The sequence below is a fragment of the Chitinophaga sp. 180180018-3 genome (assembly GCF_037893185.1).
Lineage (GTDB): Bacteria > Bacteroidota > Bacteroidia > Chitinophagales > Chitinophagaceae > Chitinophaga.
This window is the reverse complement of sequence record NZ_CP140772.1, coordinates 7,479,503-7,497,210: the sequence shown is the minus strand read 5'-3', so window position 1 is coordinate 7,497,210 and position 17,708 is coordinate 7,479,503. Positions and strand designations below refer to the sequence as shown.

The window sequence follows — 17,708 nt, the reverse complement described above, 5'->3', positions numbered from 1 at the left end:
GCGATGAGTTTAAAAGGCATTGTTCCCAGAACGTGGAGGAGACTGAAGAGAGTTTTATTATTTCTAATTGTTGCACAGTTTTTATATATCATCCTGCTAAAATGGGTGAACCCGCCTGTCACTATTACTCAGATCTCCAGCTGGTTCAGCCTTTGGGGCACTGATAAGAAATTACAGAAAACCTGGGTTGGCTACAACGAAATATCCCAACACGCGAAACTGGCGGTTATTGCCAGTGAAGATCAACTGTTCACCGATCACAATGGTTTTGATTTCAAGTCTATCGAAAAGGCGATGAAACATAACCAGGAAAGTAAAAAGATAAAAGGCGCGAGTACCATCAGCCAGCAGGTTGCCAAGAACGTATTCCTCTGGCAGGGCCGCAGCTGGTTCAGAAAAGGGCTGGAAGTATATTTCACCTTTATGATTGAAAAGATCTGGGGGAAACAACGTATCCTTGAAGTATACCTGAATGTTGCCGAGATGGGAGAGGGGATATTTGGGGTGGAAGCCTGCGCCCAGGCAAACTTCCATAAAAATGCAGCCAGCCTCAATCGCGAGGAATCTGCGATGATCGCCGCATGCCTGCCTAACCCTGTCAAATATACGATCAATCCTCCTGCGCGTATCACTGTCTGGCGCCAGCACCGGATCCTCATTCAGATGCGGAACCTTGCACCGGATCCCGACATTATGGAATTAGTTACCGGCCGGAAGTAATGCATTGTTCTACCGCAGCCACAGCCTTTGCCGTACGTTCTTCATAACTTCCTCTGATATCAACCCAGGGTATACCAGTCGAGGAAACGATGTTTCTGTATAGGTCATAGAAGTAGTGCCTCATCTCCGGATCGGGATACTCACGTTGCGGGTCTTCTTCCCAGGGCAGATCAATATAAGTAAGCAGGTACAGGTCGCAATGCTGTACAGATAGCATTTCCAGGATCTCCGGGGCACAATTGCCGTATTTATGCTCGCTCCACACTTTTATTACGTATAGATCCGTATCACAGATCAATACCTGGTTGGCTTGCGGCATCAATTGCCGTTCCCGGGCCACCTGCCCCCTGGCAATCTCCAACAGATCTGACTGTTCATAGGGCCTGTTCAGCTTGTCGATATATTCGCGCGCGTATTCGGGTGTCCACACCGTGTTAAAACGGGCTGCCAGCTGTTCACTCAGCGTACTTTTACCGGTGGATTCCGGCCCTATTACAACTACTTTCTTCATGAATGGAGTGTTTCTCTTTCCCGTACAATTCTTCGCCAGTCGAAATACCCGAAAACAGCAATGATAAACAAAAAGACCGTCAATGCGGCCGTTGGGTAAAGATGCTTATAGGACAGCAGCGGAATGGCTGCCAGATTGGAAATATTCAGGAATATCCAGTTTTCTACCTTTCTCTTTGCCAGCAGCCACATTCCGGCACAGGCGGTGGCGGAAACGAAGGCATCCATCACCGGAACATTGGAGTCGGAAAAGCGGCTTAACAGGAAATAAAAGAGCCCCCATCCGCCCACAGCGATTAATATTGCCGTACCCAGTTCCCGTTTTCCGGCATGCGTCACCGGTGTATGAGGAGTGGACGCCCCCTTTTTGGCCCAATAAATCCAGCCATATACACTCATTACAAGGTAATAGGCATTCAGGATGGCATCTGCGTATAGCTTGAAGTGCGCTCGCGATAAAAGATAGGTGTAAATCCCTGTGCTGATGATACCGGTTGGATAAACCAGGATGTTGTTGTTTTTCTGGAAAATAACAGACAATACTGCGAAGAAAACAGCCACCAATTCCCATCCGGTCATCTCATGTAATCCCTGTAGAAATCCCTGGTATAAATCGTTCATAATGCGAATATGATAAGATTTCCGGGATACAGTAGCTGCATCCCGGAAAATTTGCTATTTCTCACCTATCAGTGTTCCGGATACATTCCAGAAACTCTGGCTGCTTCCTTCCGGCTTTCCCTGCGGAATGGCTACCTGTATGGTATGCCGGCCCGGGGCGATATCAGGGAGCGATATAATCACCGGAGATGTTAGTGTACCCGGGCACCAGTTGGAACGGCTCAGATCCGACGACGATAAACCATTACCGAAATTTCCGGATGCCGGGTTCGATAAGCGGTAGGTAGCACAATCGGTGCGCCAGGGAATAAAGTGATACACTCTTTTCCCATCCACGAAAATCTCGTTTTGCTTAGGATTGAATTCGTCTCCGCCTCCCCAGCCACCATGGCCTGTAGTAAGGAATCGTAACTGCAGATGCCTGATACCCGCCGGGATATCAACCGTTGCTTTCAGGGAATCCTTATCGAACAGGGTAGGATATTCCTGTCCGGCCATTTCCATCAGATTGGTGGTATTAAAGATCGGGTAAACCCAGTTGCCACCAGGCCTATTTTCATCTTCCGGATCTCCGGGATAATATTTCAATCGCAGGCTTACTTTATGTCCGCCTTTATCATAGTTGCCGATATAAACGCCCAACCAGACTTCTCCCTGCAAGCGGCTGTGCAGTTCCGTGATATCCTGCTTATAGATCACTGAATCCGCCCAGTTATAACCGGCAATTTTCACCTGATTGTTAAACTGTCTTACACCGAATGGAGTAAAAAATCTCAGAATTTCCAGGGCTGGCAGGTAATTGTCTGTTGCCACCATTCCCTGATACTTCTTCCCGTTGGCGGCAGTGAATAACGGTAACGCCCCTACGCCTTTCTGCAGGCCATCCAGAAACGATAACTGCTTGTCTGTCGGAATCATAAATACAGCGCCTGTGCGGTCATAGGCATCCCCGTTAGAGTATTGTGTCAGCTCTGCGAACAGGTTCTCTCCTTTACGCGGTGCCGGCAGCTTAACTTTTTTCAGGATGATAGTGCCTCCCGCGTAGTGATAAGTGATTCCTTCCTGCTCTCCTGATGGATTGGGGGTATTGTTGCCCCAGCTGATCTGCTCCTGATCGAATATGGGGATGGTGGTATAACGGCTATCGATCACCTGACGCATGTAAGCAGCATCGTCTGTTAGTGTCCCGGTATTTGCCGGCCAGGCCAGTTCTGCCGGGGTGATTTTCCGGTAAGAAATGCTCTTCGCCAAAGTTTCGCTGTTGCCGTTACGTACTATTTTCAGCACCAGTCCGAGCCCGGGAGCAATACTGATACTGGGAGTTCCTTTCAGCTTAAGGTTGTTGGTATACCATACTTCTATGGTATTGGAACGGATAAAGAGTTTTGCTTTCTTACAAACATAGCCGAGAATGGTAGCAGTATCCGGCAGCAGTTCCGGGGTAGCGTATTCTCCGAATCCCTTCTTCAGCGTGTATACATCTCCGTTATTCAGTGTAAGTACCTGCATGGTAGCCTGTTCGTGTAACTGCAGGTATTGTTGCTCCTGTTGTTTACTCCCGCCAGGTACAATATGGGCCCGCGGGCCATCGATAAATAATTGCAGCCCGTTCCCCGGTACCGGTTTCCCGTTACTGCTGAAGCCATAGGTAACAACAGCAGCAGTGCTGTCGATACCTTTCTTTTGCTGTGCCTGTGCCGGCGTCATGGCAATCGCCAGTCCGGCCATCATCAGTCCGAATCCTTTCATATCAATAATCGCTGTTTTCTTCATCCACAGGGTTGTTAACATGGAAACTGCATGCTAAAAAAAAGCACAGCCAATAAAGACTGTGCTTTCGTTTAACACTATCATTCACTCAACTATGGCTTATTCTGCTTCTGCTACCACTTCTTTCACTTCAGGGATCATGCGCTTCATCATACCTTCGATGCCGGCTTTCAGTGTGATCATGGAAGAAGGACAACCTGAGCAGGAGCCCTGCAGCATCAGCTTCACTGTGCCGTTCTCATAATCCTTAAACTGAATAGCACCGCCATCCATTTCTACAGCTGGTTTCACGTAGTTTTCAAGCAATTCCTTGATACGTTTAACCACATCGGTATCGTCTGCGCTTACTTCGTTGCTGGCAGCAGATTTGGTGACAACCACCTCATCTTCATTGATAATAGGCCGGGAATCTTCCAGATATTCTTTCAGGAAGGCTTTCACGGTGGGGATTATATCGTTCCAGTCGGTATCACTGGTTTTTGTAAGCGTAATAAAGTTAGCCATGATGAACACGCCCCTGATGAATGGGAAGCTGAAGAGTTCCACGGCCAAAGGAGACGGTTTTGCGCTGGCTTCATCCGGGAAATCAATGCTCTTACCGGGATACAACAGCTTGTTTGCCACAAACTTCATTGTTTCCGGGTTAGGTGTCATTTCTGTATATATGCTAATGATCGGATTTCCTGTTTTAATCATTTTATCCTAATTTACTACGGCAAAGGTAACGTTTTTCGGGCAGAAATTCCGGCGCATCCGGAATATAGGCCATCGAAATTAACAATCTCGTTATAAGCAGCAGTGATATCCCTTCTCTGTCTGCATCTTCTTCTAATTATACAAATTTTTCGTCATGTTATTGAAAGAACTATCTCCCAAAATCCAGGATGCCCTCAATCAGCAGGTGGAAATGGAAGCTGCCTCTTCCCAATATTATCTTGCGATGGCTTCCTGGGCAGAAGTACAGGGCTACAATGGTATCGCCCAGTTCCTGTATCGTCATTCAGACGAAGAAAGGATACACATGCTGAAGCTGATAAAGTTCATCAATGAACGGGGCGGCCACGGTCTGGTTCCTGCACTGAAGCAACCCACCCATAATTTCAAAAACATACACTCAATTTTTGAACATGTATTCAGTCATGAATTGCTCGTTTCCAAAGAGATCAATAACCTGGTGGATATATGCCTGAGCGAAAAAGACTACGCCACTCACAACTTTCTGCAATGGTATGTAACCGAGCAGATCGAAGAAGAACGCATGGCCCGGCAGATCCTCGATAAGCTGAAACTCATCGGTGAGGATAAAGGCGGGTTGTATATTTTCGACCGGGATCTGGGTACGCTTGACACAGCTGACAGACATTAAAACATTATAAATTCTCACATTTATTGCGTGTCACTTATTACTTTTGTGCTCAATTATGCAAACAACGAAAGTCCTTAAAGCACGCAAACGTATTGCCCTTATTGCTCATGACCATAAAAAGGCAGAGATGATAGAATGGGCCACGTACAATAAAACAGTGTTAAGTCGCCATGAGCTCTACGGCACGGGTACCACCGGCCAGCTGATCGAACAGGCACTGGATATCCCCGTCAGAAAATTACTGAGCGGCCCCCTGGGCGGCGATCAGCAAATAGGTGCTCTCGTAGCCACCGGCGAGCTGGATGTCATCATCTTCTTCTGGGATCCGATGGAAGCATTACCACACGATCCCGATATCAAGGCTTTATTGCGACTGGGTGTTGTCTGGAATATTCCAATGGCCAGCAACCGGGCATCTGCTGATTTCCTGCTTACATCGCCACTGATGCACGAGGAATACCAGGCTATTCTCCCGGACTATAGCCAATACGCCAGGCGGAAGATATAACTTTCCGGATATCGGCTGCAGGACAGGAATTTTACGTATTTTAAAGGAATGAGATGTTTTTCTTCTATCCTTATCCTGTTGGCGGTGTTCACAGGCATTGCCTGTTGCGCCGTGGCACAGGCAGACAGTAGCCGTCGCACATCCTCCAATGCACAGGCCGATTCACAGCTGGTGCTCACTACCCGGTTACTCCGCGAAAATGATTCCCTCCAGAAAGCTGATGGAGAACAACGACAGGCCCTGGAAGCGCAACTCCGGCAGCTCACACAGGAAAACAACAGCAGGAAGAAAGAACTACAGGAAAAGCTGGTTGCTTTTGAGAAGGCCGATTCCATTAAAAAAGCAGCCTCCCTGCAACGCATTCAGCTGCTCAGAGCCTCCAATGCAGGGATTCCGGTTGCTCCCTTCGGCGATACCCTTTTCTTTGTATATAATAAACTGGGACCATTTCAGCCAAGTGACCGGGCTGCAAACATTGATCATAAAGTAACCCGGCTGGCAGAAGACCCGCTATTCGTTGCCGATTCCGTGGTCGTTGTCCCCAATGAAAGCAACATCGATGTAGTCTATAACGACCTTGTACTCCTGACCATAACAGATGACGACGCGCTATGGCTCAATGAAGATAAGGCCCGGGTGGCACAACAATATGCAGCAGCTATCCGCAAAGCCGTATTGCAGACAAAACAGGAAAACAGTCTGCAACACATCCTCATCAGAATTGCCTGGCTGCTGCTGATCATCGTTGTATTTTCCCTGATTGTATTTGGCATCAACCGCCTGTTTAAACGATTACGGAAAAAAATCGTCCGCAATAAGGATCACTACTTCAAAGGCATCAGGGTAAAGGAGTACGCATTGCTGAACCAGCAAAAGCAGATGGGGCTTATCTTTAATGGGCTGCGCATCCTGAGGATCATTCTTATTCTGTTGGTCTTTTATATCACACTGCCATTTGTTTTCAGCATATTTCCGTGGACAAGAGGCATCGCCGATAAACTCATCTCGTGGACATTAGCTCCGATTAAATCAATATCCCTGAGCTTTGTTCATTATCTCCCTAAACTCCTTACCATACTGGTCATTTATGTGATCACCAGGTATCTTGTTAAGCTGGTAAATTATCTGGCAGAAGAAATTGCAACCGGCAACCTGTCTATTAAAGGATTTTATGCAGACTGGGCACGCCCCACAGGCAGCGGTGTAAAGTTCCTGTTGTATGCATTCATGTTTGTTGTCATTTTCCCTTATCTGCCCGGATCGGATTCCAAAATTTTTCAGGGAGTATCTGTTTTCCTGGGGATCCTTTTCTCCCTTGGTTCGTCATCGGCTATATCCAATGTGATTGCGGGCTTTGTGATTACTTATATGCGCCCTTTTAAGATAGGCGACCGGGTTAAAATAGGGGAGGTTATGGGAGATGTGATAGAAAAGAATTTGCTGGTAACCAGGCTGCGCACAGTCAGGAATGAGGAAGTTACAGTTCCCAATGCCAGTATATTAAGCGGCCACACTATCAACTTTACTACTTCCAGCAAAGAACTCGGCCTGATCCTGCACACGACCGTCACCATAGGATATGATGTTCCCTGGCCGCAGGTACATGAGCTGCTGATAAAGGCCGCACTGGCCACCGACGGGATCCTGGCTGATAAAAAACCGTTCGTACTGCAAACCGCACTGAACGATTTTTCTGTGGCTTATGAATTGAATGTCTATACAGATCATCCGGATCATATGGCCGGCATTTATTCCGGGTTGCATGAAAATATCCAGAACCAGTTCAATGCGGCAGGAGTGGAGATTATGTCGCCCAACTACCATGCACATCGCGATGGCAATACCGTTACTATACCGCCGGATCACCTGCCGAAAGACTATAAGGCACCGGCGTTTAACGTAAATCTGCGGAAAGATTAAATAGCTATCTTCATAAGAATCACATAATTATATCCAACCAGACCTGCTTTTTGCTATTTTCGCATCTTACGTATAAAGTAAGGCAGATGTTGAAGCAATTTATAGCTGGCGCGATATTATGGGTTACCCTGGCACAACAGGCGTGGGCCCAGGTATCGCCCAAAAGGGAACTGCGGGCAGTGTGGATAGCAACAGTAGAGAATATCGACTGGCCATCAAGGCGCGGGCTTAGCACAGAACAACAAAAACAGGAGTTCATCGCTATATTAAACCAGCAGCAGCGCAATGGCATGAATGCCGTGGTGGTACAGATCCGTCCGGCAACCGATGCATTTTACCCTTCGTCATTCGAGCCCTGGTCGGAATACCTGACAGGCGTGCAAGGGCAGCCCCCGAATCCGTATTACGACCCCTTGCAATTCATGATCGATGAAACCCATCGCCGTGGAATGGAATTCCATGCCTGGTTTAATCCTTATCGCGCTGTTTTTAATGTCAGTCGCAGTAGTGTGGCTCCCAACCACATTACCCGTCTGAAACCACAGTGGTTCGTCACCTACGACAACAAAAAATATTTCGATCCGGGCATCCCGGAAGTCCGCGAATACGTGACGAATGTGATAAGGGATGTGGTAAAACGATATGACATCGACGCTGTGCACTTTGACGATTATTTCTATCCTTATCGTGTTCCGGGAAAAGAGTTCCCGGACAACAGTTCTTACCGCCTGTATGGGAACAATATGATGAAGGACGATTGGCGCAGAGCCAATGTTGATGCTATTATACAGCTGCTGAGTGTAGCTATCAAAGCAGAAAAGCCCTGGGTAAAATTTGGTGTCAGCCCATTTGGGGTATGGCGCAATAAAGATAAAGATCCGGAAGGATCCTATACCAAAGGCGGACAAACCAACTACGATGATCTCTATGCTGATATCCTGAAATGGCTGAAGAAAGGCTGGATCGATTATGTGGCGCCCCAGTTGTACTGGGAGCGAGGCCACCGGCTGGCAGACTATGAGATACTGCTGAACTGGTGGAGCCAGCACGGCTACGGACGGCAGGTGTATATCGGGCACGGCGTATACCGCATCGGCAGCAACGCCGCCTGGAAAGACCCTAACGAAATACCGGCCCAGATTGAGGAGGCCCGTACGCTCGGCACCATTCAGGGAAGCATCTTTTACAGTGCTGCCTCCTTCCGCGGTAACCCGCTGGGGCTGGAAGATATCCTGCGCAACCGCGTTTACAAATATCCGGCACTGCGCCCGATCATGAACTGGCTGCCTAAGCAAACACCGGATGCGCCTTATTTTATCGATGCCTTCGAACGGCCCGGTGGCCTGGAAATCCACTGGACCGACGATGATACCAGTGGCCGTACCAAACAGTATGTCCTCTATCGCTTTGAGCAAAATGAGCCCATTAACGTCAATGACCCAACGAAAATACTCTCGATACTGCAGCAGGCCTCTGATCCTGAATACAAGGATATTACCTACGTAAAAGGCCGGATGTACACTTATGTAGTAACTGCGCTGGACAGAATGCAGAATGAAAGCCAGCTTAGTGAGCCATTGAGAATGCAGGTAAAAAATGGGAAGACGGTGTTTTTGTTTGAACCGTAGAAGAGAATTACGAATTAGGAATTACAAATTACGAAAATGCCGGGGAGATAGTAAACGCGAAGATCCACTTCGCTACTATCTCCCCGGCATTTTCGTAATTTGTAATTCCTAATTCGTAATTCTCCCTAAAAAATAAATTCCCCTGTCTCCATATCTATCGCCGTAGCTTCAGGCGACACTTTCAGGGTTGGGAATGCATCAGCGTACTGCAGACCGGTAGATGCGCTCATAATAGCTGCTCCCGTGATCCCTCCGGCTACAGATCCCCAGATGATAGACCTGTTCCGCCTTTTATAATCGGCGATATAGCTGGAAATGACATAGCCGAATCCATCCCGCTCAAGCGGTATAAGACGGCCTTCCTTATACTTGTATACTTCTCCGTTCTTTACTACTCCCCAATATTGCGGCACTTCAGACTTCCCGCCGTCGGAAGCAACAGTGTATACACGGGCACGGACATTTGATCCACTCAGGTCAAACCGGGTGATGGCAGGCTTATTCTGCAGGAAATCTTCATAAGACAAATACACCCCATCATCCATCTTGCTAACTTTCAGCGCCGGGGCTTCCCGCCGGGCGGTGTGTTTCTTGACTACATCGTCATAGGTGATGGCCGGCGCATCAGGCAGAGCAGTATCCAGGTGGGCAACAGACTCCTCGTAGAGCTTTTTGAATGCTTTCGTGATATTACTCTTGTGTTTGTGCGTGACATCCATGCCACCCACCTGTTTCACTTCGTCGATGGAGGTTACCGGTCTGAACGCCCTGCCGTCCTTTGTAGCATAGGCGGTTGCTTTCAGACGTATAAAGGCCTTTTCACTCATGGCGCCGGTTCGTTCGCCGATACGCAGTTCCTCAACCACCCACAACAACGTAACGTTTCCGGGCTGATAGAGATTCCCATAGGCAGCATTTATGTAATCCTGGAGAAACGTTCCCATAGGCTTATCCGGAACGGCTTCCACCTTTTTATTAAAAAGCCCTACCTGCAGGAAGCCCAGGCGGCTGGTATCCCATAAAGCATTGACAACGGTTATTCCGGCGATCTTTACCTGCCGGCTGGCAGGGGAGAAGGGCTGGCCCTCGTCGAGCGAAATTCTCTTCCGGGCATTGCTTTTTGCATGAGCAGCAGTATCTTCGGGCAATTGTTGTGCGCTGGCCGGCTGAATCGCGCCCAATACCAGTGCTAAAAATGCGAGCGTTGCTTTTGTTGGCATACAGTTACGGTATAGGAGTGAGTAAATTGTGGTTACTTGCCAAAGATATAGTGGGTTCATCAATAAAAGACCTTGATAACCCGGTGTGATTTCCTGCTTTTAAATTGGTTGAGCCTGCTTCCCCTTAACCCCTGAAGTTACCCCAACCGGGCATTCATTTTTTCAAAAATTCTAACAATTAACCACTTCATTTTATTTTTTTCTAAATTTTAACCGCCTAACAAAAGTTTGTATAAAAAATGTCTCATTCCTTTAGTATCTTTATACCGTTCCCAAATTATATCGTACACCATCACCCGCGGCGCAAGTCAGAGGGGATAGTGTGCCAAAGCAAAAAATCTAAACCAAATGGATGAAGTGAAGCAAACGCGAGGTTTATACCGTCCGGAATTTGAACATGATGCCTGCGGAACAGGGTTCACAGCTCATATCAAGGGTTGTAAATCCCACCAGATCATTCGTGATGCCTTAACCATGCTGGAAAACATGGAACACCGCGGAGCCTGCGGCTGTGAGCAGAATACGGGAGATGGTGCAGGTATACTGTTTCAGACGCCACACGAATTTCTGTACGACGAATGCCTGAAACTGGGTATTCGCCTGCCGGAATTTGGAAAATATGGTGTAGGCATGGTCTTCTTTCCGAAAGAGCCCCGCTGGAGGGAAGAATGCCGCGAAATTTTTCAACGCAGTGCTGAGAATCTGGGCCTGGAGATTCTGGGCTATCGTAAAGTTCCCGTTCGCCCTGATGGCATCGGAGAATCCGCACTTTCTGTAGAGCCCGAAATTGAGCAGGTATTTATTGCCTGCCCTTATCATATCAGTGATCCGGAAGTTTTTGAACGCAAATTATTCGTACTCCGCAATTACGTTTCCAAAACCGTTCGCAATACTGTTCCGAAGGAAAAGTCGCTTTTCTATATCGCGTCCCTTTCCTATAAAACCATCGTTTATAAAGGTCAGCTGACTACCTATCAGGTACGTCATTATTATACTGACCTGAGTGATGAGAAAATGGTATCCGCCTTTGCCCTCATCCACTCAAGGTTTGCGACTAATACCTTCCCCAGCTGGAGACTGGCTCACCCTTACCGCTATATTGCCCACAATGGTGAGATCAACACCCTCAAGGGGAACCTTAACTGGCTCCGCGCCGGCGAAAGGGACTTCGTTACCAAATACTTCTCCAAAGAAGAAATGGAAATGCTGCTCCCTATTGTGGAAGAAGGACAATCCGACTCCGCCAGCCTGGACAACGTTATTGAGCTCCTGACCATGACCGGCCGTTCCCTCCCGCATGTAATGATGATGCTGGTTCCTGAGGCATGGGATGGTAATGAAAGCATGAGCGAGGAAAAGAAAGCATTTTACGAATACCACGCTTCCCTGATGGAGCCCTGGGACGGACCTGCTTCCATTTCCTTCACCGATGGTAAGATCATCGGCGCTACGCTCGACCGTAACGGTCTGCGCCCGAGCCGCTTTGTTGTAACCAAAGACGACCGGGTGATCATGGCTTCTGAAGCCGGTGTACTGCCTGTTGATCCTAAAAATGTAAAAGAAAAAGGCCGCCTGCAGCCTGGTAAAATGTTCATTGTAGACATGGACCAGGGCCGTATCATCGGCGACGAAGAGCTGAAGCAGCAAATCTGCTCCCAGCAACCGTACGGCGAGTGGCTGAATAAATACAAGATCCGCCTGGAAGAACTGCCTGAACCCAGGGTAACCTTTACCCATCTGGAGCACGAGCAGATCTTTAAATACCAGCGCGCTTTTGGTTACAGCACCGAAGATCTGGAGCACATCATCGCACCAATGGCGATAGATGGCAAGGAGCCTGTGGGATCTATGGGTACCGATACGCCGCTGGCGGTATTGAGCAACCAGCCCCAGCACCTCTGTAACTATTTCAAACAACTCTTTGCCCAGGTAACCAATCCTCCGATTGATCCTATCAGGGAAAGACTGGTAATGTCGCTCGCTACCTTCGTAGGTAACAACGGCAACCTGCTGGATGAAGATCCGTTACACTGCCACAGTGTTTCGCTGCGTCATCCTATCCTTAACAACCACGAACTTGAAAAGATCCGCAGTATCGACACTGGTTTATTCCAGGCCAAAACACTGCATACCTATTTCAAAGCCGATGGTAAACCCGGTTCGCTCGAGAAAGGCCTGGCGCGCCTGTGCCGCTATGCCGTGGATGCCGTGGAAGACGGATTTGAGGTGATTATCCTTTCCGACCGCGCCATCGACTCCGAACACGCCGCGATGCCTTCTATCCTCGCTGCATCTGCCGTTCACCACCACCTGATCCGGAAAGGCTATCGTGGCCAGGTAGGACTGATTGTGGAAGCCGGCGATGTATGGGAAGTACATCACTTTGCCTGCCTGCTGGGCTTTGGCGTCACTGCCATCAACCCATACCTGGCACTCAGCACCATCCGTGATATGAAGCTGAGCGGCAACCTGGATACTGCCCAGGATGTCGACAAACTGAAAAAGAACTACATCAAAGCGGTGTGCGAAGGCCTGTTAAAGGTTTTCTCCAAAATGGGCATCTCTACCCTGCAATCTTACCAGGGTGCACAAATTTTTGAAATACTCGGTATCAACCAGGCTACCGTTGATAAATATTTCACCGGCGCAGTTTCCCGTATCCAGGGCCTCGGCCTCGATGAAATCGCCCGCGAAACACTGGCCAAACACTGGATGGGATATGGTCGTAAGGAAACACCCGTACAGCGTTTGACAGAAGGTGGTGTATACCAGTGGAAACGTAAAGGAGAGTTCCACCTCTTCAATCCAACCACTATACACTATCTGCAGCTCTCCACCCGGATGGGCGACTACGCTGCATTCAAGAAATATTCCAAGGCCGTGAACGATCAGGCTGAAAAGGCAGCAACGCTGCGCAGTCTGTTTAGCTTCAAACCTAACCGGCCATCTATTTCTATTGACGAAGTAGAACCAGCCAGCAGCATCTTCAAACGGTTCGCAACCGGTGCGATGAGCTTTGGCTCTATTTCTCACGAGGCACACTCCACACTCGCTATTGCCATGAACCGCATCGGTGCTAAAAGTAATACCGGTGAGGGTGGGGAAGATGAGCTCCGCTATGAGCTGCTCGAAAACGGCGACTCTATGCGTTCTGCCATCAAACAGGTTGCCAGCGCCCGTTTCGGGGTTACCAGCTACTACCTGACCAATGCCGACGAATTACAGATCAAAATGGCGCAGGGTGCAAAACCCGGTGAGGGCGGACAGCTGCCCGGCCATAAAGTGGACGACTGGATCGCGAAAGTTAGGCACTCCACTCCGGGTGTAGGCCTTATTTCACCGCCTCCTCACCACGATATTTATTCTATCGAAGATCTGGCTCAGCTGATCTACGATCTGAAAAACGCCAACCGTGCTGCCCGTATCAGCGTGAAGCTCGTATCTAAAGCAGGTGTTGGTACCATCGCTGCAGGTGTTGCCAAAGCCCACGCAGACGTGGTACTGGTATCTGGCCACGATGGCGGTACCGGCGCTTCTCCGGAAAGCTCTATCAAGCACGCTGGTCTGCCCTGGGAACTCGGCCTCGCTGAGTCGCACCAGACCCTCGTAAAAAATAAACTGCGTAGCAGGGTAGTACTGCAAACAGACGGACAGCTGAAAACCGGCCGCGACATTGCTATTGCAACATTGCTGGGTGCGGAAGAATGGGGTGTTGCCACTGCTGCACTGGTAGTGGAAGGTTGTATCATGATGCGTAAATGCCATGTGAATACCTGCCCTGTGGGTGTTGCTACCCAGGATCCGGAACTGCGGAAACGCTTCACCGGCGATCCGCAGCACGTAGTGAACCTGTTCACCTTCCTCGTGGAAGAACTCCGCGAAATCATGGCTGAACTAGGCTTCAGAACCATCAACGAAATGGTAGGCCAGGTAGAATGCCTCCAGGTGCGCGATAACATCGGCAACTGGAAAGCACAGAAACTGGATCTTTCTCCGATCCTGTATAAAGAACAGGCTTCTGCTGAAACCGGTCTTTATAAACAGGAAGAACAAGATCATGGTATTGCCGAAGTGCTCGACTGGCAGCTGTTGAAAGCCGCACAGCCCGCACTGGAAAAGAAAGCACGCGTATATCAACAGTATACTGTTAAAAATACGGACCGTACAGTTGGTACCATCCTCTCTAACGAAGTATCTAAACGTTATAAGAGTGAAGGACTGCCGGAAGATACCCTCCACTTTAAATTTACCGGATCTGCAGGCCAGAGCTTCGGCGCCTTTACTACAAAAGGTCTGACGCTGGAACTGGAAGGAGAAGCTAACGACTACTTCGGTAAGGGCCTGTCCGGATCAAAACTGATCCTGTATCCGCAGGGCGAAGCCGGATTTAAAGCAGAAGAAAATATCATTGCCGGTAACGTTTGCTTCTATGGTGCTACCTCCGGCGATGCCTATATCCGCGGTAAAGCGGGCGAACGTTTCGGCGTGCGTAACTCCGGTGCTACCATAGTAGTGGAAGGAGTAGGCGATCACGGATGCGAATACATGACCGGTGGTAAAGCCGTTATCCTCGGGGAAACCGGCCGTAACTTCGGTGCCGGTATGAGCGGTGGTATCGCTTATGTATACGATATCAAGGGCAATTTCGCCAACCAATGCAACAGGGATATGATCGACCTCGATCCGCTGGACCAGGAAGATGTAACTCTGCTGCAGGATCTGATCACTAAACACCATGCCTATACGAACAGCACCGTAGCTAAGTTTATCCTGAAAGACTGGGAAAACCAACTGCGCCACTTCGTAAAAGTATTCCCGAAAGAATACAAGGCTGTGTTGAAATCAGGTAAAGTACAGGGACAGAAAGTAGGTCACTGAGAAAAAAATTAACATTCATCATTCAAAATATCCCTTGCAGGTAAGGGACTTGTGGAGGAAAATTATGGGTAAGCCTACAGGATTCCTGGAATTTACACGCGAGTTGCCCGGGAAAACAGATCCCCGGGAAAGGGTTAAGCACTACAATGAATTCGTAGATCGTTTCCCTGAAAACAAATTAAATCAGCAGGCTGCCCGCTGTATGAACTGCGGCGTGCCCTTTTGCCATAGCGGTTGCCCGCTGGGTAACGTGATTCCGGAATTTAACGATGCTGTATACCGCCAGGACTGGAAAGAAGCATATGATATTCTGACATCCACCAATAACTTTCCGGAATTTACCGGCCGTATTTGTCCGGCTCCTTGTGAAAGCGCCTGTGTGTTGGGTATTAATCAGCCGCCGGTGGCTATTGAGGAAATAGAAAGACATATTATTGAAATCGCTTTCGATAAAGGCCTCGTTCAGGCTAAAACTCCCCGGGTACGTACCGGTAAAAAAGTAGCTGTTATCGGTTCCGGTCCTGCCGGGCTCGCTGCTGCTGCCCAACTGAACTATGCAGGTCACTCTGTAACCGTTTTCGAACGCGATGATGCGCCTGGCGGTCTTCTCCGCTACGGTATCCCCGACTTCAAACTGGAGAAATGGGTGGTAGAACGCCGCGTGAAACTGATGGAAGAAGAAGGAGTGGTGTTCCTGTGCAATGCAAATGTTGGGGTTAATATTAGTACGAACGATCTTCTGAGAGAGTATAATGCTATAGTACTGGCAGGAGGATCTACCATTCCGCGCGATCTGCCAATCGCAGGCCGTGAGTTGAAAGGCGTTCATTACGCAATGGATTTCCTGAAACAGCAGAATAAAAGGGTAGGTAATCTCCCCGTTGATGGCCATGATATTATGGCTACAGGCAGGAATGTGATTGTGATAGGTGGTGGAGATACCGGTTCCGACTGTGTCGGAACCAGTAACCGTCATGGTGCTATCAGCGTCACTCAGCTGGAATTGCTGCCTAAGCCTCCGGGAGAACGTACTCCGTTCATGCCCTGGCCAACTTATCCGATGATCCTGAAAACTTCTTCTTCACACGAAGAAGGCGCAGACCGTCACTGGGCAATTGCGACGAAATCTTTCATCGGTGACGATAAAGGACATCTGAAAGCTTTACGTGTTGTGGATATCGAATGGACTTCCAGTTCAGATGGCCGTCCGGCAAAGTTCTCTGAAGTACCTGGCTCTGAAAGGGATCTGCCCTGCGAGCTCGCTTTACTGGCAATGGGCTTCGTTCATCCGCAGCATACCGGACTTCTGGATCAACTGGAAGTGGAAAAAGATGAACGTGGGAATGTAAAAGCCACTGAAAAAGATTACCTTACTTCTATTCCGAAGGTATTTACCGCCGGAGATATGCGCCGCGGCCAGTCTCTGGTAGTATGGGCCATCAGTGAAGGACGGGAATGTGCCAGAAAAGTTGATGAATTCCTGATGGGAAGCTCTCAACTGGAAAGTAAAGACCATTCGCTGCAGGCAATGGCGTTGTAAGATCAAATGAATTAACATTTTTCTCATAAGCAGGTTTAGATTTTGTTGTAACCTTCAGCCGGGCCGGGTTTTTACCCGGCCTATAGTTTTTTATCTCTTCCTGTTTAAGTCGGAGATATAATTATCAGGCCAGCAGAAGAAATAAGCCCATTCAGCTATTTCTGCTCCATTCCAATCTCAAACCGGATACATTTGTTCACATGAAACAAATGTTGTGTCTTTGGTGTTTGCTGTTGTTTGTGCTCTCTTCCGCCGCACAAACGGTGCGGCAACCGGTGCTCATCACCGAAGCTTCCAGGCTGAAAAAGGGACTATACAAAACATTTGAAGAGTTTCAGACCAATAACCCATCTGAAGAAGGCGACCTTCTGATTAAAGACCGTAGCACTGCTGCACAGATATACCTGCTCGCCAACAGGAATGAGCTCATTCTCCGGGACGCCTCCGGCCAGGAACATAAAGTGAAAAAGTACTGGGGATTCTGTGATGGAAAAAATATCTATATAAAAGACAACGGGCTAAATAAACTGGAAGAAACCGGCTATTATTGTATCTACACCCAACATGGCCTGCAACCTTCCCGCGGGTATGTCAACCAGGCCGATATGACTGTTAATAACATCAGCACCCCTGTTGTCATCAAGAAAGTACTCAATATTGTTACCGGTGAAATACTGGATCTTAGCCCTTATAATCTCCGTAAATATATACTCCCCCAGGATAGTACGCTGTTGGACGAATTCAGAGCAGACCGGGAAAAAAAAGATCAGTTGGAGTATTACATCTATCGGTTTAATCAACGGAATAAACCTGTGATAAAACAATAATATCTTTTGGTTACCTCTTAACCTGCTACAGCTCCCCATTTTCAACGATCCGTTACCGCTGCTTCACATATTCATTTTTATCCTGCACCCAAAAAATAGTGTGTCCGTTACCGTATTTAATGTATTCTTGCAAATACTATTTATTCCTGTTACCCGAAGGTATGGATTTTGTTGTACCCCGCTGGCGAATGCCAGGTGCA

General features: G+C 48.3%; 13 protein-coding genes. 8 read left to right on the top strand and 5 right to left on the bottom strand.

Features of this window, described 5'->3' with window-relative positions; genetic code table 11:
- The first annotated feature begins 3 nt into the window (after positions 1–3).
- Positions 4–720, top strand: a complete 717-nt coding sequence (mtgA, locus tag UNH61_RS29610; protein WP_326995630.1) for a monofunctional biosynthetic peptidoglycan transglycosylase — start codon at positions 4–6, stop codon at positions 718–720.
- On the opposite strand, the gene UNH61_RS29605 is transcribed toward mtgA, so the two are convergent.
- The 4 genes from UNH61_RS29605 to UNH61_RS29590 form a co-directional block, all read right to left on the bottom strand.
- Complete coding sequence (locus tag UNH61_RS29605) at positions 704–1,231, bottom strand: ATP-binding protein (RefSeq protein WP_326995629.1); 528 nt, start codon at positions 1,229–1,231, stop codon at positions 704–706. The two genes, mtgA and UNH61_RS29605, sit on opposite strands and share 17 nt — an antisense overlap.
- On the bottom strand, positions 1,228–1,851 hold the full coding sequence (gene pnuC / locus UNH61_RS29600) for a nicotinamide riboside transporter PnuC (RefSeq protein WP_326995628.1): 624 nt from the start codon (positions 1,849–1,851) through the stop codon (positions 1,228–1,230). Before pnuC ends, UNH61_RS29605 begins: the two co-directional genes overlap by 4 nt.
- A gap of 54 nt (positions 1,852–1,905) precedes the next feature.
- Entirely contained in the window at positions 1,906–3,624 is a 1,719-nt protein-coding gene (locus UNH61_RS29595; protein ID WP_326995627.1) for a PNGase F N-terminal domain-containing protein, read from the bottom strand.
- Positions 3,625–3,720: 96 nt separating this feature from the next.
- Positions 3,721–4,317 (bottom strand): NifU family protein, encoded by a 597-nt coding sequence (locus tag UNH61_RS29590; RefSeq protein WP_326995626.1) that lies wholly within the window; start codon positions 4,315–4,317, stop codon positions 3,721–3,723.
- Positions 4,318–4,471: 154 nt separating this feature from the next.
- Here UNH61_RS29590 and UNH61_RS29585 point away from each other — a divergent pair, with 154 nt between their 5' ends.
- From UNH61_RS29585 to UNH61_RS29570, 4 genes are all read left to right on the top strand, one after another.
- Positions 4,472–4,987, top strand: a complete 516-nt coding sequence (locus UNH61_RS29585; protein WP_326995625.1) for a ferritin — start codon at positions 4,472–4,474, stop codon at positions 4,985–4,987.
- Between the two features lie 55 nt (positions 4,988–5,042).
- Entirely contained in the window at positions 5,043–5,495 is a 453-nt protein-coding gene (locus UNH61_RS29580) for a methylglyoxal synthase (RefSeq protein WP_326995624.1), read from the top strand.
- A 48-nt stretch (positions 5,496–5,543) separates the two neighbouring features.
- Positions 5,544–7,415, top strand: coding sequence for a mechanosensitive ion channel family protein (locus tag UNH61_RS29575; RefSeq protein WP_326995623.1), 1,872 nt, complete (start codon positions 5,544–5,546; stop codon positions 7,413–7,415).
- An 86-nt stretch (positions 7,416–7,501) separates the two neighbouring features.
- On the top strand, positions 7,502–9,043 hold the full coding sequence (locus tag UNH61_RS29570) for a family 10 glycosylhydrolase (protein WP_326995622.1): 1,542 nt from the start codon (positions 7,502–7,504) through the stop codon (positions 9,041–9,043).
- A 125-nt stretch (positions 9,044–9,168) separates the two neighbouring features.
- Here the strand turns inward: UNH61_RS29570 and UNH61_RS29565 are convergent, their stop codons facing one another.
- Complete coding sequence (locus UNH61_RS29565; RefSeq protein WP_326995621.1) at positions 9,169–10,263, bottom strand: hypothetical protein; 1,095 nt, start codon at positions 10,261–10,263, stop codon at positions 9,169–9,171.
- A 348-nt stretch (positions 10,264–10,611) separates the two neighbouring features.
- Here UNH61_RS29565 and gltB point away from each other — a divergent pair, with 348 nt between their 5' ends.
- The 3 genes from gltB (at position 10,612) to UNH61_RS29550 (ending at position 17,508) form a co-directional block, all read left to right on the top strand.
- Positions 10,612–15,141 carry a glutamate synthase large subunit gene (gltB, locus tag UNH61_RS29560; RefSeq protein ID WP_326995620.1) on the top strand — a complete coding sequence of 1,510 codons (4,530 nt, stop codon included), beginning with the start codon at positions 10,612–10,614 and terminating at the stop codon, positions 15,139–15,141.
- Positions 15,142–15,205: 64 nt separating this feature from the next.
- Positions 15,206–16,681: a glutamate synthase subunit beta gene (locus tag UNH61_RS29555; protein ID WP_326995619.1), complete on the top strand. Its 1,476-nt coding sequence runs from the start codon at positions 15,206–15,208 to the stop codon at positions 16,679–16,681.
- Positions 16,682–16,881: 200 nt separating this feature from the next.
- The gene (locus UNH61_RS29550) at positions 16,882–17,508 is read left to right on the top strand and encodes a hypothetical protein (protein ID WP_326995618.1); all 627 of its coding nucleotides are present in this window, start codon (positions 16,882–16,884) and stop codon (positions 17,506–17,508) included.
- Positions 17,509–17,708: the final 200 nt, after the last annotated feature.